This window comes from Agromyces sp. NPDC029043 (genome assembly GCF_055564615.1).
In genome coordinates this window covers 379,016-404,980 of record NZ_JBVHVX010000001.1, presented here as the reverse complement: position 1 = coordinate 404,980, position 25,965 = coordinate 379,016, and the positions used below count along the sequence as shown (strand labels likewise).

Sequence of the window (25,965 nt, the reverse complement as noted above, 5' to 3'; positions counted from 1 at the left end):
CTATGGGGTCACCGATACGGGAGTCACGCGCTGCGACCCGGCGACGGCAGCCGCCTCGTCGAGGGCCGCGGCCTCGCCGGGGACATCGGGATCAGCGAGCTCATCGGGCGGGCCCGTGGGCGTGTGCAGTTGCAGCAGGATGGCCGCAGCCAGGCACACCGCGCCCACGAGTGCGAGCACCGAACCCGCCGGCGACGCATCGCCGCCGCTCGTGCCGAAGGTGTCGGCGAGCTCGATCCCGAGGCCGAACCCGGCCCACCACAGGAAGAAGCTCGTGCCGTGGATCAGCAGGAGGCCTCCGGTGATCACCTGGTGCGGCGTCACCACGCCTCGAGCCGCGCCCATGAGCGCACCGATGGCGGCCGCGGCCGTGAACAGCGTCGATGCCATGGCCCAGGCGAGCGGGCCGCCGTCGACCCCGCCGCGGGCATCGAGCGCCGAGAAGATCTCGGACAGCGTCAGGCCGGAGACCTTCGCCAGCGGATTCCACACGAGCAGGTGCAGCGTCCCGAGCGCGATGACCGCCAGGTTGGCGGCGGCCAGCACGGCGACCGGCAGCACGATCGACCGGCGGTCGACCGGATCGCGGCGGTGCTCGGTGAGCCCGAGCACGATGACGGCGTACCCGCCGACGGCACCGGCGAGAGCGAGCAGGATCAGGAACGGCGAGCGGGCGAGGCCCGACCATGCGACGGTCACGGGTAGGACCACGGCCGCGCCGAGCGCGACGAATCGGCGCCACGGCGCCGGTTCACCCGCGGTGACGAGGAGGTAGGCGCCGAGCGGCAGCGCGATCCAGACGGCGGCGAACCCGAGGGCGACGGACCCGATCTCGACGAACGTGCGCCAGCCGGACGAGGCGAGCCCGGGGAGCGCGAGCCCGATGGACACGCTCGTCGCGGCGAGGATCACCGCCACGGCGAGGAACGCGGACCCGGCGCGTGCATGTCGGCCCGCGAAGGGCGCACGGTGCGGCATCACGGTCATGACGGCCTCATCCTCGTTCCGGCAGCGAGTGCCGATGCACACACCATGGCACCGATGGCCGCCGAACGGAACGGGTTGCGCGACGCCCGGGTCGCGGTGCCGGAATCTAGCGAGCGGCGTCGGCGCCCGCGTCCGCTCCCGCCCCGGCCGCGGCCGCGGCGGTCTGCTGGGGCGGTGGGGCACGGTGCACGCGAGCGTGCGCCCACGGGTGCAGCACGTCGAGCTGCACGAGCACGGCCGCGAGCTCGGCGATCCCGAGCGCGAAGTAGGTCGCCTGCAGCGCGCTGAACGGGATGTAGATCATCTGCACGAAGATCCAGATGAGGACGCCGAACCCGGCGACCGCCGACGCGAGCATCGCCCAGCGCATGCGCCGGGCCGCCATCACGAACGCCACGAGGTGGGTGCCGCCCACGACGAGCGCGAGCGCCAGGCCGGGCACGACGAAGGAGGCGAAGGGCGAACCCTCGAGGTAGGAGTCGGGGATGGCGAAGGGCGAGTCGCTCCAGTCCAGCAGCGATCCGGCGATGAGCGCGCCTCCGCCGAGCACCGACGTGACGGCCACGAAGGCCTGGACGAACAGCAGCGTCCCGCGCGCGATGCGTTGTGGCGTCATCCGCTGACCCCCTTCCGGTGCGTCGGGTCGAGCCCAGCGTTCCGCATCCGGATGCCCGGTGAAGGGGCCGAAGGTCACTCGGATCGGCCGTTCGGTGCGGCGGGACCAAAGGCCCCGTACCCGATCGGGGCCGGCGTGAGCATGGTTGCGGCGACCGCGTGGCGGGGTGGCCGCGCGGGCCCGAGCGATCGAAGGAGGCCCGATCATGGCCAGGAACGTCATCCGCTTCGACCCATTCGCAGAGCTCAACGCACTGCAGCGGCAGCTGTTCCCGGAAGGACTGTTCTCGCAGTCCCGGCGCACCGCGCCGACCACCGACATCTACACCGAGGATGACTCGAAGCTCACCGTCGAGGCCCACCTGCCGGGCTTCAGCGAGGGCGACATCGACATCGATGTCGACCAGGGGGCGCTCGTCATCCAGGCCGAACGGCGGGAGAAGGAAGAGGAGAAGGACAAGAAGAAGTACGTCGTGCGCGAGAGCAGCACCAGCTACTACCGGCGCATCGAGCTGCCCGAGATGGCCGACGAGGAGGGCGTGACGGCGAGGTTCGAGAACGGCGTGCTCAGGGTGACCGTGCCGTACAAGGCGCTGCCCTCGCCGCGCAAGGTCGCGATCTCCTCCGGCGACGAGCCGGCGGGCGGCGCACCCTCCGGCGGCGAGACCGCGACGGCCTGAGGATCAGATCACGCCGCCCCCGTCCGGGCTCAGGTCGCGCAGCCACGAGTCACCGTCGGGCGGCAGCACGATGCCGCCCGACTGCTCGATCTCCTGCGTCATCGCGTCGATGACCCTCGCGTCGGGCCCCGGGGCGACCGGGTCGTCGACGTTCAGGCGCACGGGGATCGTGGGGTGCAGCCACACGGTCGACGGACCGAACCCGGCTTCCGACCACGACAGGGTGAGCCCGCGGCCGGCGTCGAGCCGCCGTTCCAGCACGATCCTCAGGCTCGCGAGGGTGGCATCGTCGATTCGGATGGGGTACTGCGCTGCACTGTAGAACAGTGTTCCCATGTCGGCGGACCGGGCGCTCACGACCGGCGCGGCATCGACCAGAGAGTCGATGCGCTCGCTCGCGGCTCCCGGACCATCACCTCCCTCACGTTCGCATCGTCACGCGCATCCGGTCCATCGGCAGCGCGGGGATGCGCCGAAGGCTGATGCGCAGGTCTTGGTCGGGCACCTCGTACGGCCCGCGGGCGGCGAGGCGCGCGAATCGCGCGGTGAGCGCGATGGTGGCGGCCTCCCCGGGGCAGCGGTGACCCGTCGCCACGTCGCCGCCGCCCTGCGCGACGAGCGTGTCGGGATCCCCGTCCCACGACTCGAACCGCTCGGGCATGAACCGGCGGGGCTCGGTCCAGTTCCGCGGGTCGTGGTTGGTGGCGTACAGGTCGAGGATGGCGCGCTCCCCGGGTTCGAACCGGCGCCCGCGCCAGTCGAATCCGCTCTGCACGGTGCCGGCGATGACGGGGAAGAAGGGGTAGAACCGTCGCACCTCGTTCGCGAACCGGGTCGCGGCCTCCGCGTCCTCGGCGAGCACGGGCGCCCATGCGGGGTGCGTGTGCAGGGCATGTGCGGCGAAGACGAGGTACCGGCTGATCGCGACGACGGGCCGCAGCACGTTGAGCACCTCGACCGCCGCGACCTCCTCGGGCAGCGGCGCGCCGTGGTGGTCGCCCGCTTCGGCGATCGTTCGGATCGCGGTCTCGTCGCCGGCACGGACCCGCCCCGACCGCACGTCGGCCACGAGCGCTGCGGCCCAGTCCTCGGCGCGGCGCCGCCTCGCGCGGGCGACCCAGTTCACGGGGCCGATCGCCGACGCGGCATCCACCATCGCCGCGAGCCGGCCCGCGAGTTCGCGGTCGTCGACCGTCCCGGAGGGAACGCCCGCCCAGGCGAGCGCGGCGCGCGTCAGCACGAGGTTGCCGACGTCGTAGAGCGGCACGGTCTGGCCCGCGTGCTCGGCGCGAACGCGCGCCCACTCGTGTTCGAACTCGTCGACGAGGCGGGCGACGCTCGGCTCGTCGAGCATGCGGGCGAACATCGACTTGCGGTGACGGTGCGCCTCGCCCTCGAGGGTCTGGACGCTGCCCTCGTCCTGCAGCAGGTGCTGGACCGAGGTCGGCATAGCCCGCGCCCGGGAGAATCGATCGCCCTCGTAGAACACGGATGCCGCATCACGTCCGTGCATCACGACCCCCTTGACTCCGCCGAGCCGCGCCTCGAATACGTCGGTGTCGAGCGCCCGGAACCGGCGCGTGCCGTACAGGTATCCGCTGCGGAGGAACGCGACGGTGTCGTCGGGTGCCGGCGATCGCGGGATCGTACGGTCGGAGTCGTTCACCCTCCCACGGTATGCAGCCCGCTCGGGATGGGGCCATGGGGTTGACCGCAGGAGCACCGGTCGCAAGGGTCAGGCGATCGCCGCGCCGAGCTCGTCGTCGTCGACGTCGACGTCGACCGGTTCGGCCAGCACGACCGCGGGGGTGCGGGCCGGCGGCTCGGTGCGGAAGCCCACGACGCGGTGCGACCCGTCGCAGAACGGCCGGATCGCCGACGCGCCGCACCGGCAGAGCGCGACGGTGCGCCGGCGGCGCTCGATCGGCTCGCCGTGCTCGTCGACGAGCTCGATCGGCCCGCGCACGATGAGGGGTCCGTCGGGGCACGCGGTGATGCTCGTCGGTTCGGCGGATGGCGCGCCCGCGCCGTGCCCGGTCATGGCAGCGGCATCCGCAGCGCCGACTCACCGCGCTCGAACGCGGCACGGATGCCGTTCCAGAGCCGTCCGTCGATCGTCAGGCACGCGGATGCGCCGAAGAGCAGGTCGTCGACCAGCGCGGGTTCCGTCTCGGCCAGTCCGCCGGCGAGCTCGCGCGCGGCCAACTGCTCGTGCACGGCGTCGGCTTCGACGTGCTCATCGAAGTAGTCGACGACGTCGGCGGGGAAGCCCAGGCGGCGCAGGCCCCGCGCGTACGCGCGGCACGGCTGCGTCGAGGTCATCTCGTACGCGGCGAGGTGGCCGACGATCGCGCCGCGCCACCGCCGGTGCAGGCCGAGGAACGACATGAGGTTCATCGAGGTGAACGCGCGCGCCGGCACGTGGTCGGCGTACGCGCCGTACCGGTCGTCGAGGCCGGCCGCCCGCATCGCGGTGGCGAAGAGCTCGGCATGCTGGCGTTCCGGTCGCCCGCCGCCGTACTCGTCGGCCTGGATCTCGACGAGCGCGACCTTCGCGCGACCGTGCAGCCGCGGGATGGCCCACGTGTGCGGGTCGGCCTCCTTGAGGGTGTAGATGGAACGGCACGCGAGCACCTCGAGCACCTGCTCGGCCGTCGCGTCGCGCTCGACCCAGCTCGAGAGGCCGGGCGTGTCGTCGCGCGAGACGAGTTCGAACAGCGCCTCGGGCACGCCGCGGGTCGCGGTGGGCTGCGGCACGACGCGGCGCAGGCCCCGCTCGAACGCATGCTCGAGCTCGAGACGCACCTTCAGGAGCCGGGGCTCCCACTCCCACGCGTCGGGTACGCCCTCGATGCCGCCGTAGTGCAGTTCGTAGAGCAGGAACAGCGCGAGCTGGATGTCGTCGTCGTCGAGCACGTCGGTCGTGCGGGCCAGGGCCCCGGTGGCGCTGGCTTCGACGAGGTCGAGGCCGGCGAGCCTGGTGTGGCGCATGAGCCGGATGAGCGCCGCGCTCAGCGGCCCGCGCGGCTCCGGCAGCGACATCGGCCGCATTGGATCGCTCACGGCCGACGGCTCGTGGTTCGCCTGGCCGGACATCTCGGGCTCCGCGGATGTCACCGCATCGGTCGTCGTCACTTCGCGTGCCTCCTCGCGTTCGCGTCCACTTCCACGCTACGGCGGGGGACGAGGGCGAGGCAGGGGGTTGACCGGCGCGCGGCGGAATGACGGTGCGCCGGCGGCTCAGTCGGTCGCGATCGGCGGCGCGACCGCCTCGAGCGCCCGTTCGAGGTCGCGCGCGAGGTCGTCGGGGTGCTCGAGTCCGACCGAGAGGCGCACGAGTCCCTCGGGGATGGTCTCGGCCTCCGCGGCCCAGCGGCGGCGGCGCTCGAGTTGCGACTCCACGCCGCCGAGACTCGTCGAGTGCACCCACACCCGGGTCGCCTCGGCGACCCGCTCCGCGGCATCCGCCCCGCCCGCGACCACGATCGAGATGATCGCGCCGAACCCGGGGTAGCGGACCTCGTCGAGCGCGGGGTGGCCGGTGAGCCGTTCGACGAGCGCCTGCGCGGTGGCCTGCGCGCGCTCGAGCCGGACGGGCAGCGTGCGCAGGCCGCGCAGCGCCAGGAACGACTCCATGGGGCCGGGGATGGCGCCGTGCAGGCGCCGCCGGCCCTCGACTCGGTCGCGAAGGGCCTCATCGCGCGCGATGACGGCGCCCATGATGACGTCGCTGTGGCCCGAGATCGACTTCGTCGCCGAGTGCACCACGAGGTCGGCGCCCGACTCGAGCGGCCGCTGCAGCAGCGGGGTCGCGAACGTGTTGTCGACCGCGAACAGCGCGCCGGCCGCGCGTGCGGCGCGGCCGATCGCGGCGAGGTCGGCCACCTCGAGCGCGGGGTTGGTGGGCGACTCGATCCAGACGAGGTCGGCGCCGGGCGCGGCATCCGTCACCGCCGACGTGTCGGTCACGTCGACGTACCGCACGGTCGCGTTCCGCGAGGCGGCGAGGTCGTCGAGCAGGCCGATCGTGCCCGTGTACGAGTGGCGCGGCGCGACCACGGTGCCGCCGGTCGGGACGAGGTCGAGCACGGCAGAGATCGCGGCCATGCCCGACGCGAACGACACGCAGTGCCCGCGCTCGAGCGCGCCGAGCGCCGCCTCGAAGGCCGCCCAGGACGCATTGCCGTAGCGGCCGTAGGCGGCCGGACCGCCGGCGTGGTACGTGGACGCGAGGTGCACGGGCGTGCTCATGGGCGCGTCGGGCTCGCGCGCTGGCCGGCCGACGTGCACGGCGAGCGTGTCGGGGTGCAGGCCCGCGTGCTCGTCGTGGCGGGCGATGCCGGGGGTGGCGGATGCCTCGTGGTCGGCGGTCATGGCGGTGCTCCTCGGGTCTTCGGCGGTCCTACGATCCTCGCGCATCGCGCGCATCGCGCGCGGGACGCGGTGTCGCGTGACGGCGGCAGGGCGCAGACTGGAGGGGTGACCCCCGACCTCGCACTCGATTGGCGCGCGCCGCACGAGACGCACGTGGGGCACACGCTCGGCGTGCTGCGGCGCGGGCCGGGCGACCCGACGTTCGCGCTGGCGGCCGACGGAGCGGTGTGGCGCACGACGCTCACCGCCGCGGGTGCGGCGACGCTGCGCGTCATCCAGCGCGCGCCCGACCTCGTGCGCTGCGAGGCGTGGGGTCCCGGGGCCGAGGCGGCGATCGCGAGCGCGCCGTCCATGCTGGGCGAGCGCGACGACACGACCGGGTTCCGCACCGGCGTCGACGTCCTCGACGACGCGCATCGGCGCCATCCGGGGCTGCGCGTCCCGCGCACCGCGCGCGTGATGGAGTCGCTCGTGCCCGCGATCCTCGAGCAGAAGGTCATCACTCTGCAGGCGCACGCCTCGTGGCGCAGGCTCGTGCAGCGGTTCGGCTCGGCCGCACCGGGGCCGGTCCCGCGGCCGATGCGGGTCGTGCCGTCGGCGAGCGGATGGCGCGCCATCCCCGTCTGGGAATGGCACCGTGCGGGCGTCGATCCCAAGCGGGCGGCGACCATCCAGCGCGTCGCCGCCCACGCCGACCGCATCGAGGAGGCCGCCGACCTCCCGCACGCCGACGCGGCCGCGCGCCTCACGTACTTCGCCGGCATCGGGCCGTGGACCGCCGCCGAGGTGGCCCAGCGCGCGCTCGGCGACCCCGACGCGGTCTCGGTCGGCGACTACCACCTGGCGAACTACGTCGGCCACGCCCTCCACGGCCGCGACATGACCGACGACGAGATGCTCGAGGCCCTGGCACCCTGGGCGGGTCAGCGGTACCGCGTCATCCGCCTGCTCATGGCCGCCGGCCTCCGCGGCCGGCCGCGGCGCGGCGCGCGCCTGGCGTTCGTCGACCACACGGCGTACTGAGCGCGCCATCCGCCCGCCCGGCCGGCACGCGTAGGCTCGGGTCCGTCCACGGCCTGCTCGAGCCTCGAAGGGGGAAGCCATGGCGACGACGGCGAACATCCGGGTGCGTGACGCGGTTCCCGACGACGCCGGCACCGTCGGCCGCCTCCTCTTCGACTTCAACACGGAGTTCGAGAGCCCGACGCCCGACGCCGCGACGTTCGGCCGGCGATTCCGTCCGCTCCTCGCCCGACCCGACGTCCTCGTCTCGCTCGCCGAGGTCGACCCGGGGGAGCCGGCCGGGTTCGCCTACCTCACCCTTCGACCGACCCCGTACCACGACGGACGGCTCGCCCAGCTCGAGGAGCTCTACGTAGTCCCGGCGCTGCGCGACCGGGGCATCGGCACGGCGCTGCTCGTCCACGCGATCGACGAGGTCCGCGCGCGGGGCGCCGCCGAGGTGCACATCAACGTCGACGAGATCGACACCGACACCAGGCGCTTCTACGAACGCCACGGCTTCGTCAACATCCAGCCCGGCACCGACTACCGGATGCTCTGCTACATCCGCGAGCTCTGACGGGCGCGACCCTGCCGGGCGACACGCGCGCCGCGCCGTCCGGTCGCCCGAGTGACCTTCGGCCCACCTCGGCGCGCCGCGCTCCGGGAGGCTGGCAGCACGGACCGCAGCGGAGCGGCCGGCGAAGGGGTGGTCGTGGTGTTCTCGCAGATCGTGGTCGGCTGGGACGGCTCGCCGCATGCCGAGTCGGCGCTGCGCTGGGCGCTCGGCCGCGGCGGCGACGCGACCGTCGCGCTCGTGCACATCATCCCCGGCACCGACCAGTCGAGCGAGTATCTGCGCGCGACCGGGGAGCTCTCGGCCGCCAGGGTCGGCCTCATGGACCGAGCGGAGCAGGTCCGCGCCGAGCACCCCGGTCGCACCGTCACGACGCACACCGTGCACGGTCGTCCCGAGAAGGAGCTCGGCGCCTACCTCGACCACGACGCGCTCGTCGTCGTCGGCACGTCCGCGCACGGACGCGAGACCGCGTGGACGCTGGGCGCCCGATTGGCGGGTCGTCGCGGGCAGGGCTGCGTGGCCGTGATCCCGTACGACTGGGACGCGACGCCGCGCTCGACCGTCGTCGTCGGCGTCGACGGATCGGCCGAGTCGATGGCCGCGATCCGGGTCGGTGCTGAGGAGGCGGCCGCGTCCGGCCAGGCGCTCGAGCTCGTGCACGCGTGGGTCGTGCCGACGAGCTGGAACTCGGCGTACGTCGAGTACCTCGGCGACGTCGAGATGATGGAGGAGATGCGACGCGACGTGCTCGACGACGCGCTCGAGTACGCAAGGTCGCGCGGCGCGAGCCCGACCGGCCGGCTCGAACGCGGCGGGCCCGCACCCGTGCTCGCCGAGCTCAGCGAACGCGCGAGCGTGGTGGTCGTCGGAAGCCACGCCACCGGCGGAATGGCCAGGTTCCTGCTCGGGTCGGTCAGCCACGACCTGCTGCTGACGGCGGCCGGGCCGGTCATCGTCGTCAGCGACGTCGAATGAGCGTCGAGTGACCCGATGACCCAGACGAAGCTCCGATTCCTCGGTGCGGCCGACACGGTCACCGGCTCCCGGTACCTCATCGAGACCGCCGGCGTGCGCGTCCTCGTGGACTGCGGGCTGTTCCAGGGGTACAAGGTGTTCCGCGAGCGCAACCGGCGCCCGTTCCCGGTCGCACCCGAGTCCATCGACGCGGTCGTGCTCTCGCACGCCCACCTCGACCACTCCGGCTACCTTCCGGCGCTCGTGCGCGACGGGTTCACGGGACGTATCTGGGCGTCACCCGCGACGATCGAGCTGTGCCGGATCCTGCTGGCCGACAGCGCGTACCTCATGGAGGAGGAGGCCCGGCACGCCGCCTCGCGCCATTGGTCGCGGCACGCCGACCCGCAGCCGGTGTACACCTCCGACGACGTGCGGGCGACCCTGCCGCGCTTCGACGAGCTCGGGTTCGACGAGCACCGCGAGGTCGCGCCGGGCGTCGAGGCGCGCCTCGTGCACGCCGGCCACATCCTGGGCGCGGCGCAGGTGCGGGTGCGGGTGGATGGCGCGCAGCTGCACTTCACGGGCGACCTCGGCCGCGCGTCCGATCCGCTCATGCGCGGGCCCGCCCCGCTCGAGCGCTGCGACGTGCTGGTGACGGAGTCGACGTACGGCGACCGCCGGCACGCGGCCGAGGATCCCGCCGCTCGGCTCGGCGAGGTCATCCGGCGGGTGACGCGAAAGGGCGGCGTCGTGCTCATCCCGGCGTTCGCGGTCGGACGCACCGAGAGCGTGCTGCTGCACCTGTCGCGGCTTCGCGACCGCGACCTGCTGCCCGACGTGCCGATCTACCTCAACAGCCCGATGGCGGTGGACGTGGCCGCGATCTACGAGCGCTACCCCGAGGAGCACCGGCTCGACCGCGACGAGCTCGAGCGGATGTACCGGCTCGCCACGCGCATCACGACCGTCGACGACTCGAAGCTCCTGAACCTGCGCGGCGGACCCATGGTGATCATCTCCGCGAGCGGCATGCTCACCGGCGGGCGGATCCTGCACCACGTGCGCGAGTACGGCCCCGACCCCAGGAACGCGATCGTCCTCACGGGCTTCCAGGCCGGCGGCACGCGCGGCGCCGCGCTGGTCGCGGGCGAGCGGAGCCTGCGGATGTTCGGCGAAGACGTGCCGATCCGCGCCGAGGTGGTGCAGCTCGACAGCATGTCGGCGCACCCCGATGCCGACGAGGTGGTGCAGTGGCTGCGCTCCGCGACCGACGCGCCGGCGATGACCTACGTCACGCACGGCGAGCCACACGCGGCCGACGCCCTGCGTGCGAGGATCGAGCACGAGCTCGGCTGGGCCGTGCGCGTGCCCGACCACTCCGAACGCGTGCCGGTCGAATCGCGAGAGCTGTCGACCGCCGAACCGTCCCGAACGAGGAGGACCCCATGAACGGACCCGACGACGACCGCTCGCCGACGCGCAGCCTCAGCGAGGAGGAGTGCTGGCGGCTCATCGAGACCGCACCCTACGGCCGGATCGCGGCCGCGGCCGCGGGCGAGGTCGACATCTTCCCCGTGAACCACAAGGTCGACGAGGGCCCCGATGGGCGCGCGATCGTGTTCCGCACGCAGCCGGGGACGAAGCTGCTCGAGCTGACCATCCACGCGAACGTGGCGTTCGAGGTCGACGGGTACTCCGACGAGGAGGCGTACAGCGTCGTCGTCAAGGGCCGGGCACGCGAACTCGAACGCCAGGGGGAGATCGGCCACGCCGAGACGCTCGGCGTGACGCCATGGGCACCCGAGGTCAAGGACCGCTGGGTGCGGGTCGAGGCGACCGAGGTGCACGGTCGCGCGTTCCAGCGCGCGCGCACGGGCGACGGATAGCCGCCCGCGACGCTAGTCGACGAGCGCATCCAGCGTCGGGTGCAGGTGCCGTGTGCCGAGCACGGATGCCGCGTGCTGGGCGCCGACCTCGAGCGCCGAGTCGATCGCCGCCCCATCGAGCGTGGCGTGCAGCACGCCCGACATGAACGCGTCGCCCGCACCGTTGGTGTCGACGACCTCGACCGGCACGGCGTCGACGCGGTGCTCCGACACCCTGCCGCCCTCGCCTGCGCTGAGCGCCACCGCGCCCTCCGGGCCGAGCGTGCACACCGCGAGGCGGACGCCGTCGTCGAGGCAGCGGCGCAGGAACGGCAGCGGGTCGGCGCCGAGTCGATCGGCGTTCATGAAGACGACCTCGGCGGCGTCGATGAAGGGCCGGTGGTACTCGGCAGTGCCGTCGTAGTCGTGCACGTCGGTCCAGATCGGGCGGCCGCTGGCCCGGGCGTCCGGGATCAGCCGGCGCGATCGCTCCGAGAGGTCGAGCACGATCGCCGCCGCATCCTCGAGCTCGGACGTGAGCCGGCCGTCGTCGGGGGAGGGCGCGTCGTCGGGCGTCGAAAGGTACAGCGACACACGCTCGCCGCGGGGCGTCATCAGGTTGAGGTGCCGCTCGGTGCGCCCGCCGTCGACGACGTCGAGCTCGAGTCCGGGCACCCGCTCGAGGATGCCCCGAAGCCGCTCGCCGTCGGCGTCGCGCCCGATCACGGTGAACAACTCGACCGGGCGCCCGAGCGCCGCGAGCCCGAGCGCCTTGCCCGCCGACGTGCCGCCGACCGTCTCGTGGTCGCCGAGGGCGAACCGCATGTGCGGCACTGGCTCGGGAAGCTGCTCGAGCAGCACGATCCGGTTCCACGCCGCCGGCCCCGAGATGACCACCTTGCCGCTCACGCCCGCTCCCGTCCGCCGCGCGCGTCGCGGCACCGCGTCCCATCCTGCCCCGGATGACGCGCCGGCGCCCGTCGCGTCAGCGATCGATGAACTGCTCGAGCTCGTCGGCGCTCACCGCGATGCCCGCGTCGGAGAGACGCTGCCGCAGCAGCTCGCCCTCGTCGTGCGCGTGCCCGAGTCGCACATCCTCGCGCACCTGCTCGAGGATGCCGCGGATCTGCTCGGATCGCGTCGCCTCGGTGGCGCCCTCCTCGACGGGGCCGTCCTGCGTGCCGGGTGTCTCGGCCATGGTTCCCTCCATCCGGGCGGCGCCCTGAACGGACTCGCCACCTTCGATGCTGCCCCTCGAGGCGGCATCCGTCGAGCCGTTGACACGGCGGATGCCGCGTGCCCGCCGCCGCCGCGGCATCCGCTGCTCGAGGTCTGCCCCACCCGCGGGCTACACGACGATCCGCGCGAGCGAGTCGAGCGGCACGAAGACGGGCTCGCCGGTCTCGATCGCCTCGGCGCCGATCGCGTTCGCCCGCAGCGGGTCGGCCTCGACGTAGTGCTGCAGGTCCAGGCCGGTGCCCTCGGCGAGGTCCGAGATCGCGATCTGGAACGTGCGGTACGGTCCGAGCACGAAGCCCTCGAGCCCCTCCACACGGGATCGCTTCTCGAGCAGGTCGCGGATCAGCTCACCCTGGCTCAGCAGGTACGCGGTGGCGTGCAACTCGGAGCCGCCCGCCTTCGGCATCACGACCACCTTCCAGAACTCCTGCGGGACGGGAAGGCCCGGTGCGAGCTCGGGATCGTCCGCGCGGAAGACCGGTCCAGTGAACACGCAGGCCCGGAACCCCTCGGTTCGCGCGCTGTCGAGGATGTAGTTCTCGAGGCCCTGCCAGAGATCCTTGCCCTGGTTCATTCGCGAGTGCTGCAGGGCGGAGTTCGTGTAGTGGAACGTGTCGTCGTTGGCGAGCTTCGCGCGGGCCGTGACGTCGGTGGGCGAGGTCGCCGCCGGGTCCCAGTTCGGGTCCTCGCGCCGGACCATGTGGCCGCGGTCGATCTCGGGATCGTCGTAGTCCCGGCGCGTCAGCTGCGCCTCGAGCGGGATCCGCGCGTCACGGAACCACTTGTCGCCCGTCCGCTTGATCCGCACGGGGTGCTCGCCGTCGATGTTCACCGCGGTGATCAGGGGCTGGCGCCGGCCGAGGTCGTACTTCACGCCGAAGTGCGTGTAGCGGAGCTCGAACGGATGTCCCGGGTCCTCGTCGCTCGGACGCGCGAGACCGGACTCCATGGCGTCGGTCGTTCCCGGCCACGGCGCGCTGAGCCCGCCCTCCAGGAAGTCGGGGTCGTAGCCCGCGCGCTCGCCGAAGAACTCCGGCGGGTGGACGCCGTCCGAGGCCGCCTCGACGAGCTGCTGCTGCCCGGCGCGCGCGGCCTCGAAGCCCGCGGCGAGCGGTCGCTCGCCAGCGAGCAGCCGGCGGAGCGTGCCCACGCCGACCGCGTGGTTCTCGACGCCGTACCGGCCGGCGAAGTGGAGCCCCACGACCCTGCCGTCGTGGAGGCTGATCAGCGGCGAGCCCGAGTTGCCGCCGAGGCTCGTGCAGTCGTGCGTGAGCGACTTGCGCCCGCCGAGCGCCTGCATCACGAATCCGGGCGCGAAGCGCTTGACCTCGTAGAGGTCGCGGAAGTACTTCGCCTGGTCGGCGGCGTCGTTGCGCGAGTCGTACGCGGGGTACCCGATGACCGCGACGAGCTGCTCCTCCTCGGCCTCGGCGTCGGCGAGCGGCAGCGGCGAGGGCAGGTCGTCGCCGACGATGCGAAGCAGCGCGACGTCGGGGGAGGCGTCGTCGGCCAGGTAGGTGATCGCGACCACCTCGACCGGCCGGGCGTCACCTGGGTTCGACGCGACCTCCTCCTTGAAGTCGATCTCGGCGCCGTAGCGCATGCCCGTCGTCGGCGACCGCAGGAAGACGCCGCTGCCGTCGAAGCCGCGCTGCGCGACGACCTTGGCCACGTGCCGGTTCGTCGCGACGATGCGCGTCGAGGCGTCCTCCTCGCCGATGACCCAGCCGGTGCCGCCCCACGCCATGGAATGGTTCACGAACTCGACGCGGCCGACCGAGAGCACGCTCCGCTCCACGCCCTTGATGAGCGCATCCGTCCCGGCGGCGAAGTCGGGCAGCTCCTCGAGCTCGACGGCGTCGTTGCGCACGATGAGCGGTGGGCGTCCCACCCGCCGCACGATCGCTTCGAGCGCGTCGAGCTGGAGGACGCTCTCGAGCTCGTCGCCGCGGTCGAGCGCCTCGGCGGACCCCTGCGAGACGAGCACGTCCGGCAGTCGGCCGGTCGTCGCCGCCCGCTGGACGGCGTCGCGCAGGGCGGGCGAGTCGGCGAGCCGCCTGCGCAGGTCCCCGAGTCGGCGTTCCTCGTCGGGTCGTCGGTCGGTCATGGTCGTGTTCCTTCGGTCGGGCCGGCGGGCGGGACGATCCGATCCGCCGGCGGTGGTGGTGGTCAGGGGTCCTTCGGTCGGGTGCGCGGGCGGGGTGGGTCGTCCTCCGGCCGGTGGCGGTGGAGGTCGTCGGTCCTGGGCGGCCAGCAGCACCGCGACGGCGGGGACGAAGGCGCTCGGTAGGTTCCGGCGGAGCAGGAACGCCGCTGCCGGCGCGGCACCGCGCTGCGCTGCCGTGCGCGCCGCCTCGCCGAGCGTCTTCGGCGAACGATCGCGCAGGAGCGACAGGACCTCGGCGGCGCTCGGGTGCTCCGGCGCCCACGCCTCGAGCTGCGCGGCGGCGGCGGCCGCCGGGTCGGCCGAGTCGAGCAGGGCGGCGAGCCGATCGGTCATGGTGACGTCGATCGGCCGGTTCCATCCGGCGGGGGACCGGGTGCCGTAGGACCACGACCCCGCGACCGTGCGCCTCCACCGCTCGGCGGCCGCGGCGACGAGCCGCAGGTCCGGATCGCGTCGGAGGTACGCGTCGGCGCCGGCGAGCTCGGCGAGCAGGCCCAGGTCGGTGAGGCCGTGCACGGCGAGCGTGCGGCTGGCCTTGCGGTCCGGCCACGGGCCGGTCTGCAGGGGTGCGAGGTTCCCGAGCTCCTCGAGCCGGTGCTGCACCGCTGCGGCGTAGTCGGCGAGGTGGCGATGCCCCGGCAGTCGGCTCATGGTCTCGACGAGGTCCGCGAACGGCGTGAGCGCCGCGGAGGCACGCGCGAGCACGCTCGTGCGGTCGGCGTGCTCGATCTCGATCGGGCCCGTGCGGTCCTCGATGCGGCGGAGGCCGTCGCGCACCGCGTCGAGCGATGCCTCGTCGGTGCCATCGGTGCGGCGACCCCACCGGAGGACGGCGGCGACGAGCGGATCATGACCGGGACGCCGCGTCGACGCGGGCGTCGCCGTCGTCGGATCCACGCGATGCAGCGCGAATCCCAGCGCCGCACCGGCGAGACTGGTGAGCATCGGCTCCGACGCGAGCTCGGCGGCGCGCGCCCGCAGGTGGTCGTGCGACCGGAGGGCCTGGACCGTCGCGCCGAACGCGAACTCGGCCCCCATCTCCAGCCGGCAGATCGCATCGAGCCGGGACTGCGCGAACTGCATGTCGAGCGACGGCGCGGCGCCGAGCCATCCGCCCCGGTCGGCGATCAGGCGGGTCGCCTCCGTCCAGCGGCCGGAGCGCCACAGGAAGGTGAGCACGACGTCGGCATCGGCGCCGGCGGGGTCGATCGGCGACCCGCGCAGCGCACGCTCGAACAGGTCGTCGCCCTCCAGCCAGTCGGAGCGGCCGTTCAGCGAGCGAAGTTCGCGCACCGCGTTGGACGTGGTGGAGGTGCCGCGGGCCGTGCCGCCGTCCCGGTGCGGCGCCGCCTGCTCGGCTCGGCCGAGCTGCACGAACTCCTGCGCGTTCGCGGGGAGCTCCGCGATGGAGTCGGCGTCGAGGCGTGCGAGCGCGGATGCCGCGATGGTCGGCGGGTCCGTCGTCCGCCGCATGAGCTGCAGCAGGTGGTACGCCGCCTCGGTCGCGGCCCATGGCTCCCCGCGAGCCCCGAACCATCGCGCGGCGTCGCGATCGACGCGCGCGGACTTGACCGGCGCCGATGCGTAGAGGAGCGGACGGACCATCCTGCCGAGCTCCGGGATGGGCCGGATGAAGCCGGCGGCCACCGGGTCGGGCTCGAACAACCAGTCGAGCTGCGCGAGTGCCTCGGCGAGCCGCGACGCGCGTGCGGGCTCGAGGTGGCGCAGGCCCGACGCCGGCCCGACGAACTCCGTGATCGCCTCGGCGTCCACGCGCCGCGCGACGACGGCCGCACCGACGACGCGGCGGACGTCGGCATCGGGCACGCGGGCCAGCAGGGCGCGGTACAGGTAGGGTGCGGTCAGGCCCTCACGACCGTGGGCCTGCAGCGCGGCGTCGGCGCCGTGGTCGCGCACGAGCCGCGCCGCGAGCCTCAGGCTCAGCGAATCGCCCCGCGCGATCTCCCGCACCGTCCCGCGTTCGGCTCGATCGACGCCGAGCCGCTCCAGCTCGTGGTCCGCGGCCGCGGCATCGAGGCCCGGAAGCACGATGCGTTCGCCGATCCTCGCGCGGATGCCGTTCACGGCGTCGCCCGGCCCGGCGCCGAGCACCGCGACCTGGGTCTGGATCAGCTCGGCGAGCTGGGCGATCCACTCGAAGAGCCGAGCGGGATGCGTCTCGCCGCGGCCGCGGAGGAGCTCGAGGTCGTCGAGCACCAGCAGCACCCGCTGCGCGGGCGCGTCGAGGGCACGTCGCAGGGCGAGCGCGAGCACCTCGGGTACCCGCTCCGGACTGTCGCCCTTGAGCTGCGGCCCGCCCGGCCCCGGGCTCGCCGCCTGCTGCCGCGCCTGCTGGACGAGCGACGACGAGCCCGGCACCTGGCCCGACACCTGGCGGGCGAACTCGAGCGAGAGCCCGATCGTGTCCTGGACGTCCAAGCCCGCGCGCTCGAAGTCGAATCGGACGACGACCCAGCCGTCGTTCCCCTCCAGGAGCCGCGCGGCGACCTCGTCGACCAGGGTGGACTTGCCGACTCCCGGGCCGCCCTCGACGTACAGGACCGCCGGCTGGAAGCCGACGAATCCGGTGTCGAGCCAGTGGAGGATCCGGTCGAGCTCGGCCCGGCGGGCGGGGACCCGTTCTCCCGGCGATCCTCGCGCCGCGCCGAGCAGCTCGACCCGGATCAGCGCGGACTTCACCCGCGACAGGTCGGCATGACGGGCGGCGTGGCCGTCCGCACGCCCCAGGCCGACGGCGATCCGCTCCAGCGCGGCGACGTCGCCGTCCCGAAGCGCGGTCGCGATCGCATCGGTCGTGAAGGCTCCCTCCCCGGCGATGGCATCCAAGAGGTCGGCGGCGGGCTCGTCGAGCGGCTCATCGCGCCGTCGCCGCATCGCCTCGTGGAGCTCGCCCGTAGCGACGAGCCCGTCCAGCACCCGCCGGCGGGCGGCGCCGCGCATGAGCCATCGGTCGCCGCCCGGTGCGGCGACCGTGTCGCAGTCCTGGGAGAGGCCGGCCGCGACCGCGGTCAGCATCGCGGCGTCGGCCCGCCACGGTTCCCCGACGCGGCGGAGCGCGTCGACCGGGTCGAATGCCGCCGACAGTGCGCCGTACTCGCGCGCCTGCAGCACCGCCGCGGCGAGCGCGTCGGCCGGCGGGCCGGCCGGCCCTTCGGCGGCCGGCACGTCGCCACCCGAGCGCTCACGCGGCGGGGTCGGCTCGTCCGTCATCTGCCTCTCCGCCCGCGCGGAGGGATCGGAAGTAGCTCTGGAGGGCGGCCACGATCGCGGGGAGGTCCGCGTCGGAGTACATGCCGTTGAACGGCCTGAAGTCCACGAGGAGGACCTTGAGCACGACCTCGATATCGCGTGGAACGGCGTCGCCGGTCAGCTCGGTCGTGGCGAGCGTAAGGCAGTCGAGGATGTCGGCGCGGGTGAACCCGCCGATGTCCTCGACGACGAGCCCCGGCGGGTCCCCGGGATTCGCGGCCGCCGGGCTGGAGAACTCGAGCCCGCCGAGCCGGACCGTCTCCAGGCCGGCGATGACCAGGCGGATGCGCGGCAGGTTGAGGCATTCGGCGACGAAGGCCTCGAGGTCGAGTCGGCGGGCCTCGGGGAGCGGAAGCGACGGGTTGTCGATGAAGAACCAGACGGTCCTGCCGGTCTCCTCCGCGGCGAGGTCGATCGCCTGGGCGAGTCGGCGCGCGCGGTCGGTCGGTCGTCCCTCGACGGGCGCGTGCGACCCCGTCGGAGGACGTGACGGACCCGGAAGCGGGAACCCCGCCAGGTCGACCCATCGCGCGATGTCCGAGAGCAGGTCGTCGGATGCCGCGTCGAGCGGCACCGCGACGACCCGGTGCTCGGGTCCCCTCCGCATGAGCAGTTCGACGAGGATGCGGTGCGAGAAGCCGAGACCGGCGTCGCCGGCCGCGATGCCCCGCCGCCGGATCCGGATGCCTCGGATCGCGCCGTTCTCGGCGCCGGCCGCTGCGGCGACCGCGCGGGCGAAGCCGTCGCGGCCGATCACGAGTTGCGTCGTGTCGCCGTCGAGTCGCCAGATCGCGGTCGGGGCGACGTCGCGTGCGACCAGCTCGGCGACCTCGTCCCGGAAGCGTCCCAGCGGCACGAACCGACCGCGCCTGACGACGCGATCGCCGTCCTCGGAGATCGTCGCCCCGGCCTGGTGCACCCCGATGAGCGTGAACCGGTCGTCGAAGCACGCGCCGCCCGACGAACCCTTCGCGGTCGGGATGTCGTGGTGGAGGCGGGCCGTGACCTTCCGGCGTCTCGTGACCGTCCCGTGGCCGAGGTTGCCGTCCTCGCCGCCCGGGAAGTCGAGCAGGAAGACCGGCGACCGCGACGCCACCGTCGGCGCGGACTCGGGCAGCGGGACATGGCCCAGATGGCGGGCCGCAGCCGTCCGCAGGGAGAGCAACGCGACGTCGTGCCGATCCTCGACCTCGGAGTCCGAGTCGGGCGCCCGCTCCTCCCATTCGCCGTCGCCGCAGGGGGACTGGTACACCGGCGGCATGGTCGCGTCGTGCCGCGTGCCGTCCTCGAGCCGGACGACGACTTCCGGGAGCGGCTGGTCGGGGCCGTCCGGCCCGTGCAGCCGCACGACGTGCCACGCGGTCAGCACGAGACCCGGGCCCACGAGGCATCCGGTGCCCTTGAAGTCGTGGTCGACCTCGATCCGGCACCGGAACCGCCCGGCCTTCGCGGTGAACCGGTTCAGGTCCTCGAGGCCGAGGCGGCCGCCGGCGGACCCGCGGGTGGCCTCGGCGTCATCAGCGGCGTCGACCTCGTCGCCGGGCAGGCGCACGTCGCGCGCACGCAGCGCCTCCATGAGCGGCCCGACGAGGCCGTGCCCGCGGAGGTGGTCGATACACAGCCGCACCGGGTCGGACCCGAGCAGCGCGGCCGCCGCCGCGAAGGAGCGCAGGTCGACCGGGGCCCGGCCGCCGTCCCGCTGGATGGCCGCGAGCGCGTCGTCGACGGCATCCGGGGCGCGACGGATGACCTCCTCGAGGTCCTCGTCGGTCCACATGGTCGGTCCCCCCGGTCCGCCGCGACGTGGCGTGGTCGGAGCCGGCCCCGTCCGTCACCCCATTCGATACCGCAGCGCGGGAGCGCACGCAAGGGAACTGAGGGAAGTTCAGGGCCTGCCCGGGAGTGATTCCGGGCGCGCCCGGAGCGGCGCGAGCTCGGGCCGAGGCGCCGACCCGGCGTGGGGGCCCCGCTCAGCGACGCCTGAGGTACGCCTCGATGCGGTCGAACGCGCCGACCCACGCCTCGGTCTGGAAGAAGTCGCGGATCTCGGGCGTCGGGAATCCCGACTGCTCGACCGTCATGAGCGTGCCGCCGGGCACCGCGTCGAACGTCACCACGACGTGCGTGGTCATCGTCGCGCCGCTCGGGTCGCTGCCGGACGACTCGGTGACGAGCCGGTGCGGACGGTCGATCTCGAGGAACGTCTGCTCCTCGCGGAACAGCGTGTCGCGGTCGGGTCCCCACACGGCCACCTGTCGGCCGCCGACGCGGAGGTCGACCTCGATCTCGACGACGCCCGGCTCCTCGTCGAGGATCGAGAACCAGATCTTCTGCTTCTCGGCGTCGGTATAGGCGTCGAAGACCTCCTCGGGCGTCGCGGGGAGCTCCCGCGTCATGCGGAGGGCGATCGTCTCGCTGGTGCCGATGTCGCTCATGATTCCGTTCCCTTCCTGAGGGTGAAGTAGGCCTGGAGGCCGTCGAGGCGACGCTCCCAGAGCCGCTGGTAGTAGCTGATCCATGCCATCGCGTCGTCCAGACGCTCGGAGCCGAGGTGGACCTGCCGCGCTCGGCCGACCTTCTCGGTGGTGACGAGGCCCGCGGCCTCGAGCACGTCGACATGCTTGCGGATGCCGGTGAGCGTCATGCCCGCCGGCTCGGCCAGCTGGGTGATCGTCGCCGGGCCGTCGCCGAGCCGCGTCAGGATCTCGCGTCTCGTCGAGTCGGCGAGGGCGGCGAACGCCCGATCGAGTGCCTGTTGCTGAACCATGTGGTTCAGTGTACATCACTGAACCGATCAGTTCAATATCAGCTCGAGCGGATGTCGCGGCTCACGTCACCGTCACGGCCACCCGGTGCCAGCCCGTCGCGCCGTCGGGCGCGACCGGCGCTCGCTCCTCCACCTGCACGCGCCCGTCGAGGTCGACGGCGCGCACCGTGACGTCGTGGCTCCCCGGCGTGGCATCCCAGTCGAGCACCCACTGCACCCACGTGTCGCGGTTCACAGGGGTCGAGACATCCGCTCGCTGCCACCGGCCGTCGTCGATGCGCACCTCGACCCGCTCGATGCCGACGTGCTGCGCCCACGCCATGCCGGCGATCGCGGTACGGCCGGCCGGCACGGGGCGGCCCGCTCGAGGGGTGTCGATGCGCGACGACAGCTTGATCGGCCCCCGGGCGCTCCACCCTCGGGGCGTCCAGTACGCGACGTCGGCCTCGAAGGTCGTGACCTTCAGCTCGGCCAGCCACTTCGTCGCGGAGACGTACCCGTAGAGCCCCGGCACGACCATGCGCACGGGGAAGCCGTGCTCGAGCGGCAGCGGTGCCCCGTTCATGCCGACCGCGAGGATGGCATCCCGACCCGAGTCGACGAGGGCCTCGAGCGGCGTCGACGCGGTGAACCCGTCGACGCTCCGCGAGAGCACCATGTCGGCGCCGGGCTCGGGTTCGGCCATCGCGAGGATGTCGCGAACGGGCACCCCGAGCCACACCGCGGTGCCGATGAGGTCGCCCCCCACCTCGTTCGACACGCACGTCAACGTGACCGCGAACTCGTCCACGCCCATCGCGACGAGCTCGTCGAACGTGAGCTCCACGCGCCGGCCGACCATGCCGTCGATCACGAGCCGCCACGTCGCGGGGTCGACGACCGGCACGGTGAGCGCGGTGTCGATGCGGTAGAAGTCGGCGTTGGGCGTCACGAGCGGCGCGAGGCCCGGCACGTCGAGCTCGGCCCCGGCCGGGATCGTCACGGTCGTGCGGGGTGCCGGCAGCTTCAGGGCGTCGCGGATGGCGTCGATCGACGCGCTCGCGGCGTTCGAGATCCGCGCGCCGATGCCGACGACGAGGGCGGATGCCGCGGCGATCCCCGCGACGACGAAGAACCCGCGCCGGTCGACGCCGCCGGCCGGCGCGGCCTCCGCCGGCGTGGTCTCGCGGCCGACGCTCGCGCGCAGCCGGTGCACGAGCAGCCGCAACACCAGGATGCCCGCCGCCGTGCCGGCCACGGGCGGGACCCACGAGAGCATCCCCGCGCCGGCCCGTGTCGCGATCGCGGCCAGCGAGAGCGCACCGGCGACCGCGAGCAGTACGGCCCCCCACGGCGGGCGCCGGAGCTCGAGCACGCCCGCGATCGCGCTCGCGACGACGACCGCGAGGCCGAGCGCGCCGAGCAGCACGACCTTGTCGGCCGTGCCGAACGCGGCGATGGCGAACTCCTTGACCGGTTGCGGCACGATGTCGATCACGAACGCGCCGACCGCCAGGACGGGGCTCGCGTCGCGCGCGACGAACATCGCGGCGAGTTCGGCCGCGGCGAGGAACGCTCCGGCGGCGATCACGCCGGAGACGGCCGCCCACGCCGTCGTCGCCGGCGCGCGCACGGCCGTTGCGGGCTCGACCATTCCGCTCCTCCGATCCGCGGAGTGACTCGCCACGATCATCGCACCTGCGTGTCGGGGGCGCATGGTGTGCTGGACGCATGGGCTTCGACGCGCGCTTCCTGGGTTTCGACGCGGCGATGCCGGTGGTTCCCGAGGCCGATGCCGAGGCATCCGTCGCCCTCGACTACCTGCACTTCACGGTCCTGCTCGACACGCGGCGTCGGTTGGCTCGCATGACCGGAGTGAACGTCGACGGCGCGGCCCTCGTCGAGGTCGAGCGCGGCGACGACTGGCGGTTCGACGCGCGCATCCCCGAGCACTGGCAGGCCGGGCCCGAGGTGTACGCGCGCAACGACCTCGACCGGGGGCATCTCGTGCGTCGGCGCGACCCGGTGTGGGGCCCGCCCGAGGTCGCCGAGCGCGCCAACGCCGACACGTTCCGCTACACGAACGCCGCACCGCAGCAGGGCGTGTTCAACCAGTCGCTCGAGCTCTGGAACGGGCTGGAAGACCACGTGCTCGAGTACGCGCGCGTGCACGCGCAGCGACTGAGCGTGTTCACCGCGCCGGTGCTCGACCCCGACGATCCGCCCTATCGCGGCATCCGGGTGCCGCTGCGGTTCGTGAAGGTCGTCGCGTGGCGGTCGGGCGACGAACTCGCGACGGCCGGGTTCGTGCTCGACCAGTCGCCCGTGCTCGACCTCTCCGAGGCGGCGCGCGCCGCGCTCGACGAGCGCGAGCGAGCGCGACTCGCCGCGGGCGCGATGGCGGTGCCCGACCTGGGGCCGTTCCGCACGTTCCAGGTGCGGGTCGCCGATGTCGCGGCGCTCACCGGTATGTCGATGCCGGCGCTCGTCGAGGCCGACCGGATGGTGCGTGCCGGGGCCGTCGAAGGGGCGCCGGGAAGGCCCGGCACGCCGGGCTTCTCGGACTGGCGCCGGGTCAGCCGGCCCGGCGAACTCCGGCTCGGGCCGTAGCGACGAAGTCCTCGAGCAGCTGCAGCCCCTCGGGCCACTCGCCGTATCCGCTCGCGACATTGACGTGCCCGCGGGCGCCGAGCGCGTGCAGCGGGGAGCCCCACGCGTCGGCGATCACCTCGGCGCGGTCGGGCGAGCAGTACGGATCGTCCGACGACGCCAACACCAGCGAGGCGATCGGCAGGCGCGAGGTCGGGGCCGTGAACGCCGCCGCCGCACCCGGGAACTCGGGGCCCGACGGATCGGGCGGTGCGACGAGGAAGGCGCCCGCGACGCGCGCCGATGCGGCATCCGTTCGCTGCGCCCAATGCGCCACGGCGAGACAGCCGAGGCTGTGCGCGACCAGCACGGGCACGGGGTCGGCGTGGCCGACGGCGCGGTCGATCGCGGCGATCCAGTCGTCGAGGTCGGGCTCATCCCACGAGGCGGGCGCGATTCGGCGTGCGTCGCGCAGGCCGACCTCCCAGCGCGACTGCCAGTGAGCTGGGCCCGACCCGCCGATACCGGGGACGATGACGGAATGATGCACGGAACTCCTCGTGGCGGGGAGCGGGCTTCGGGGGAAGGCGCCGGGGTGCCCGCATCTTGGAATCGGACCAGCATGGCAGTTCCACCTGAGAACCACGTCGCATTCCGTCATCCGTCCCTTCCGTCGGCGATCACGGCGGTGACAGGCTGGGGACATGCCCGACCCATCCGGTACGCCGCCGACCCTTCCCGCCCGCACCGACGTGCTGATCGTCGGCGCGGGGCCGAGCGGCCTGTTGGCCGCGAACGTGCTCGCGAAGCTCGGGGTCGACGCGATCATCGCCGACGGCAAGGACGGCCCGACCCGCGAGTCGCGGGCGCTGGTCGTGCAGGCGCGCTCGATGGAGCTCTACGACCAGCTCGGCCTCGTCGACCGGGTGCTCGCCGAGCGCGGTGCCGCGCTCGGCGCGGTGCTGTGCTTCCGGCATCGGGTGCTCGGCGAGATCCCGTTCCGGCAGTTCGGCGCCGCCACGACGCCGTTCCCCGACATCACGGTGCTCGAGCAGAGCCGCAACGAGCGGCTCCTGGTCGACGCGCTCGCCGCGCGCGGGCGGGAGGTGCGGTGGGGGCACCGGCTCGTGGCGCTCGAGCCCGGCACGAACTCCGTCGTCGCGCGGTTCGAGGGGCCCGACGGCCCCGCGGCCGTCGAGGCGCGCTGGGTGATCGGCGCCGACGGCGCGCATTCGGCGGTTCGCGAGCTGCGGGGCATCCCGTTCGAGGGCGTCACGAACCAGCACACGTTCTTCGTCGCCGACGCGATCGGCGCGACCGGCCTCGTCGAGGGGCGCGTGAACATCCGCATGGCGCCCGACGACCTGCTGCTGTCGTTCCCGATGGGCGAACCCGGGCATGCCCGCATCCTCGGCGTCGTGCGCGACGCCGATCTCGCGGCGGGCGGTGAGCTGCCCGAGGAGCTCGTGCGCTCGCGCATCGCCCGGGGATTCACGGTGGGCTACCGCTCGTCGACCTGGTTCGCGACCTACCGCCTGCACCACCGGGTCGCGGCGCGATTCCGCGACGGGCGGTGCTTCCTCGTCGGCGACGCCGCGCACATCCACTCGCCCGTCGGCGGGCAGGGCATGAACACGGGCCTGCAGGATGCGCACGACCTCGCCTGCGCGCTCGCCGACGTGCTCGTGGGCGGCATGCCGGAGCGGCGGCTCGATCGCTACGAGGCCGAGCGTCTGCCCGTCGCGCGCAAGCTCGTCGCCACCACCGACCGGCTGTTCGGACTCGTCACGTCCGACACCGCGCTGACCCGGTTCATCCGCGGCCGCGCGATCCCGGCGATGGGCCCGGTCGCGATCCGGCTGCTGCCCCGCCTCATCGGCGGGCCGCGGCTCTTCGGCTTCCTGTCGCAGACGCGCATCAGGTACCGGATGTCTCCGACCGCCCCCTCGCGCTCGCAGGCGCGCGACGACATCGTGGGCAAGCGCCTGCCCTATGCCGGTGGCGACCCGTCGAACTTCGACTCACTGCGCTCGATGCGCTGGCAGGTGCACGGGTACGGCGCCCCCGCGGAGTTGGCGGGCGGCGTCGCGTCGGCGCTCGGCATCGAGCACCACGTGTTCCCACCCGACGCGAACGGGCGCCTGCGCTCGGACCGACTCTACCTCGTGCGACCCGACGGCTTCGTCGCGGCCGAGGCGAGCGTGGCGGCGGGGAGCGCCGCGCGCGCCCGTCGGCCCGGTGCCGTGCCGGTCCCGTTCAGGGAACAGCTCTCGGGCTGACGGCTGACGCCTGACGGTTGACGCCCGACGGCTGACGTCTGACCGGCGCTGTGGCTTACGCCTCGGCGAACACGTTCGCCGCTCACGAAGGCGGGTACTTCGGTACTTCGGTACTTCGGTACTTCGGTACCGATTCGTGGGAGAGGAACGTGCCCGGGTTCGCGCTGCGGCTCCGCGCTCCGATGCCGGGCACCGGTGACGCGGCGGTCAGCTGCCGGCTGCCGCCGGGTCCGCCGGTTCGGCCGGCTCGGCCGGCTCGCCCGAGGCCGCGACCGGCACGATGGCCACCCGAGCCGACCAGCTCGTCGCGTCGCGCGACATGGCCCATGGCTCGGTGCGCTTGAGCCCGTGGCATCCGAGCACCACCTTCGCGACGCCGTCGGCGAGGTCGCGCGACGACGGCGGATTCGTGCGCGACAACTCGTCGAGGCTGAACGCGTCGACTGCGATCGGCTCGATCCCGCCCGCCGGGTAGAGCAGCAGGTCCCAGGACTCCACGTCGTCGGTCACCACGACCCGGCGCAACTCGACGCGCCCCGCGTGCTGCACCTCGTCGTCGGTCAGGCATCCGAATGGCTTCGTCATGCGCGCACCCCTGATCACAGCCGACCACAG

The 25,965-nt window shown here is 73.5% G+C and carries 24 protein-coding genes; 8 read left to right on the top strand and 16 right to left on the bottom strand.

Annotated features, from left to right (window positions below):
• Together ACZ4TW_RS01865 and ACZ4TW_RS01860 are read right to left on the bottom strand one after the other, a co-directional pair.
• Nucleotides 1-987: a hypothetical protein gene (locus tag ACZ4TW_RS01865; RefSeq protein WP_465539588.1), complete on the bottom strand. Its 987-nt coding sequence runs from the start codon at nt 985-987 to the stop codon at nt 1-3.
• A 106-nt stretch (nt 988-1,093) separates the two neighbouring features.
• Nucleotides 1,094-1,603 (bottom strand): hypothetical protein, encoded by a 510-nt coding sequence (locus ACZ4TW_RS01860; protein ID WP_465539586.1) that lies wholly within the window; start codon nt 1,601-1,603, stop codon nt 1,094-1,096.
• A 205-nt stretch (nt 1,604-1,808) separates the two neighbouring features.
• Here ACZ4TW_RS01860 and ACZ4TW_RS01855 point away from each other — a divergent pair, with 205 nt between their 5' ends.
• Nucleotides 1,809-2,282 (top strand): Hsp20/alpha crystallin family protein, encoded by a 474-nt coding sequence (locus tag ACZ4TW_RS01855; protein ID WP_465539584.1) that lies wholly within the window; start codon nt 1,809-1,811, stop codon nt 2,280-2,282.
• 3 nt (nt 2,283-2,285) lie between these two features.
• Here ACZ4TW_RS01855 and ACZ4TW_RS01850 read toward each other — a convergent pair whose 3' ends face one another.
• The 5 genes from ACZ4TW_RS01850 to ACZ4TW_RS01830 form a co-directional block, all read right to left on the bottom strand.
• Nucleotides 2,286-2,639, bottom strand: a complete 354-nt coding sequence (locus tag ACZ4TW_RS01850) for a DUF7882 family protein (protein WP_465539583.1) — start codon at nt 2,637-2,639, stop codon at nt 2,286-2,288.
• 64 nt (nt 2,640-2,703) lie between these two features.
• Nucleotides 2,704-3,948 (bottom strand): cytochrome P450, encoded by a 1,245-nt coding sequence (locus tag ACZ4TW_RS01845; RefSeq protein WP_465539581.1) that lies wholly within the window; start codon nt 3,946-3,948, stop codon nt 2,704-2,706.
• A gap of 69 nt (nt 3,949-4,017) precedes the next feature.
• Nucleotides 4,018-4,323 (bottom strand): CDGSH iron-sulfur domain-containing protein, encoded by a 306-nt coding sequence (locus ACZ4TW_RS01840; RefSeq protein ID WP_465539580.1) that lies wholly within the window; start codon nt 4,321-4,323, stop codon nt 4,018-4,020.
• Complete coding sequence (locus tag ACZ4TW_RS01835; RefSeq protein WP_465539579.1) at nt 4,320-5,417, bottom strand: iron-containing redox enzyme family protein; 1,098 nt, start codon at nt 5,415-5,417, stop codon at nt 4,320-4,322. The genes ACZ4TW_RS01840 and ACZ4TW_RS01835 overlap by 4 nt, the downstream gene beginning before the upstream one ends.
• 105 nt (nt 5,418-5,522) lie before the next feature.
• Nucleotides 5,523-6,656, bottom strand: a complete 1,134-nt coding sequence (locus ACZ4TW_RS01830) for a trans-sulfuration enzyme family protein (protein ID WP_465539577.1) — start codon at nt 6,654-6,656, stop codon at nt 5,523-5,525.
• Between the two features lie 105 nt (nt 6,657-6,761).
• Between ACZ4TW_RS01830 and ACZ4TW_RS01825 the strand changes: the two genes are divergently transcribed.
• From ACZ4TW_RS01825 to ACZ4TW_RS01805, 5 genes are all read left to right on the top strand, one after another.
• Entirely contained in the window at nt 6,762-7,679 is a 918-nt protein-coding gene (locus ACZ4TW_RS01825) for a DNA-3-methyladenine glycosylase family protein (RefSeq protein ID WP_465539575.1), read from the top strand.
• Nucleotides 7,680-7,758: 79 nt separating this feature from the next.
• Complete coding sequence (locus tag ACZ4TW_RS01820; protein WP_465539573.1) at nt 7,759-8,238, top strand: GNAT family N-acetyltransferase; 480 nt, start codon at nt 7,759-7,761, stop codon at nt 8,236-8,238.
• A gap of 135 nt (nt 8,239-8,373) precedes the next feature.
• Complete coding sequence (locus tag ACZ4TW_RS01815; RefSeq protein WP_465539571.1) at nt 8,374-9,213, top strand: universal stress protein; 840 nt, start codon at nt 8,374-8,376, stop codon at nt 9,211-9,213.
• 15 nt (nt 9,214-9,228) lie between these two features.
• Nucleotides 9,229-10,644, top strand: a complete 1,416-nt coding sequence (locus tag ACZ4TW_RS01810) for an MBL fold metallo-hydrolase RNA specificity domain-containing protein (protein WP_465539569.1) — start codon at nt 9,229-9,231, stop codon at nt 10,642-10,644.
• Nucleotides 10,641-11,081 carry a pyridoxamine 5'-phosphate oxidase family protein gene (locus ACZ4TW_RS01805; protein ID WP_465539567.1) on the top strand — a complete coding sequence of 147 codons (441 nt, stop codon included), beginning with the start codon at nt 10,641-10,643 and terminating at the stop codon, nt 11,079-11,081. The genes ACZ4TW_RS01810 and ACZ4TW_RS01805 overlap by 4 nt, the downstream gene beginning before the upstream one ends.
• Before the next feature lie 12 nt (nt 11,082-11,093).
• On the opposite strand, the gene ACZ4TW_RS01800 is transcribed toward ACZ4TW_RS01805, so the two are convergent.
• From ACZ4TW_RS01800 to ACZ4TW_RS01770, 7 genes are all read right to left on the bottom strand, one after another.
• The gene (locus tag ACZ4TW_RS01800) at nt 11,094-11,969 is read right to left on the bottom strand and encodes a carbohydrate kinase family protein (RefSeq protein WP_465539565.1); all 876 of its coding nucleotides are present in this window, start codon (nt 11,967-11,969) and stop codon (nt 11,094-11,096) included.
• Between the two features lie 76 nt (nt 11,970-12,045).
• Complete coding sequence (locus tag ACZ4TW_RS01795) at nt 12,046-12,258, bottom strand: hypothetical protein (protein ID WP_465539563.1); 213 nt, start codon at nt 12,256-12,258, stop codon at nt 12,046-12,048.
• 150 nt (nt 12,259-12,408) lie between these two features.
• Nucleotides 12,409-17,697, bottom strand: a complete 5,289-nt coding sequence (locus tag ACZ4TW_RS01790; protein ID WP_465539561.1) for a DNA/RNA non-specific endonuclease — start codon at nt 17,695-17,697, stop codon at nt 12,409-12,411.
• Nucleotides 17,669-19,513, bottom strand: a complete 1,845-nt coding sequence (locus ACZ4TW_RS01785; RefSeq protein ID WP_465539558.1) for a S1 family peptidase — start codon at nt 19,511-19,513, stop codon at nt 17,669-17,671. The genes ACZ4TW_RS01790 and ACZ4TW_RS01785 overlap by 29 nt, the downstream gene beginning before the upstream one ends.
• Before the next feature lie 193 nt (nt 19,514-19,706).
• Nucleotides 19,707-20,171 (bottom strand): SRPBCC family protein, encoded by a 465-nt coding sequence (locus tag ACZ4TW_RS01780; protein ID WP_465539556.1) that lies wholly within the window; start codon nt 20,169-20,171, stop codon nt 19,707-19,709.
• A complete protein-coding gene (locus tag ACZ4TW_RS01775) occupies nt 20,168-20,503 on the bottom strand; it encodes an ArsR/SmtB family transcription factor (RefSeq protein WP_465539555.1) in 336 nt (111 codons plus the stop codon). The genes ACZ4TW_RS01780 and ACZ4TW_RS01775 overlap by 4 nt, the downstream gene beginning before the upstream one ends.
• 61 nt (nt 20,504-20,564) lie before the next feature.
• Entirely contained in the window at nt 20,565-22,136 is a 1,572-nt protein-coding gene (locus ACZ4TW_RS01770; protein WP_465539553.1) for a molybdopterin-dependent oxidoreductase, read from the bottom strand.
• A gap of 77 nt (nt 22,137-22,213) precedes the next feature.
• On the opposite strand from ACZ4TW_RS01770, the gene ACZ4TW_RS01765 reads away from it, so the two are divergent.
• The gene (locus ACZ4TW_RS01765) at nt 22,214-23,092 is read left to right on the top strand and encodes a DNA/RNA non-specific endonuclease (RefSeq protein WP_465539551.1); all 879 of its coding nucleotides are present in this window, start codon (nt 22,214-22,216) and stop codon (nt 23,090-23,092) included.
• On the opposite strand, the gene ACZ4TW_RS01760 is transcribed toward ACZ4TW_RS01765, so the two are convergent.
• Nucleotides 23,058-23,621, bottom strand: coding sequence for an RBBP9/YdeN family alpha/beta hydrolase (locus ACZ4TW_RS01760; protein ID WP_465539549.1), 564 nt, complete (start codon nt 23,619-23,621; stop codon nt 23,058-23,060). The two genes, ACZ4TW_RS01765 and ACZ4TW_RS01760, sit on opposite strands and share 35 nt — an antisense overlap.
• Nucleotides 23,622-23,775: 154 nt before the next feature.
• Here ACZ4TW_RS01760 and ACZ4TW_RS01755 point away from each other — a divergent pair, with 154 nt between their 5' ends.
• On the top strand, nt 23,776-25,350 hold the full coding sequence (locus ACZ4TW_RS01755; RefSeq protein WP_465539548.1) for an FAD-dependent monooxygenase: 1,575 nt from the start codon (nt 23,776-23,778) through the stop codon (nt 25,348-25,350).
• 207 nt (nt 25,351-25,557) lie between these two features.
• On the opposite strand, the gene ACZ4TW_RS01750 is transcribed toward ACZ4TW_RS01755, so the two are convergent.
• Nucleotides 25,558-25,935, bottom strand: coding sequence for a hypothetical protein (locus tag ACZ4TW_RS01750; protein ID WP_465539546.1), 378 nt, complete (start codon nt 25,933-25,935; stop codon nt 25,558-25,560).
• Nucleotides 25,936-25,965: the final 30 nt, after the last annotated feature.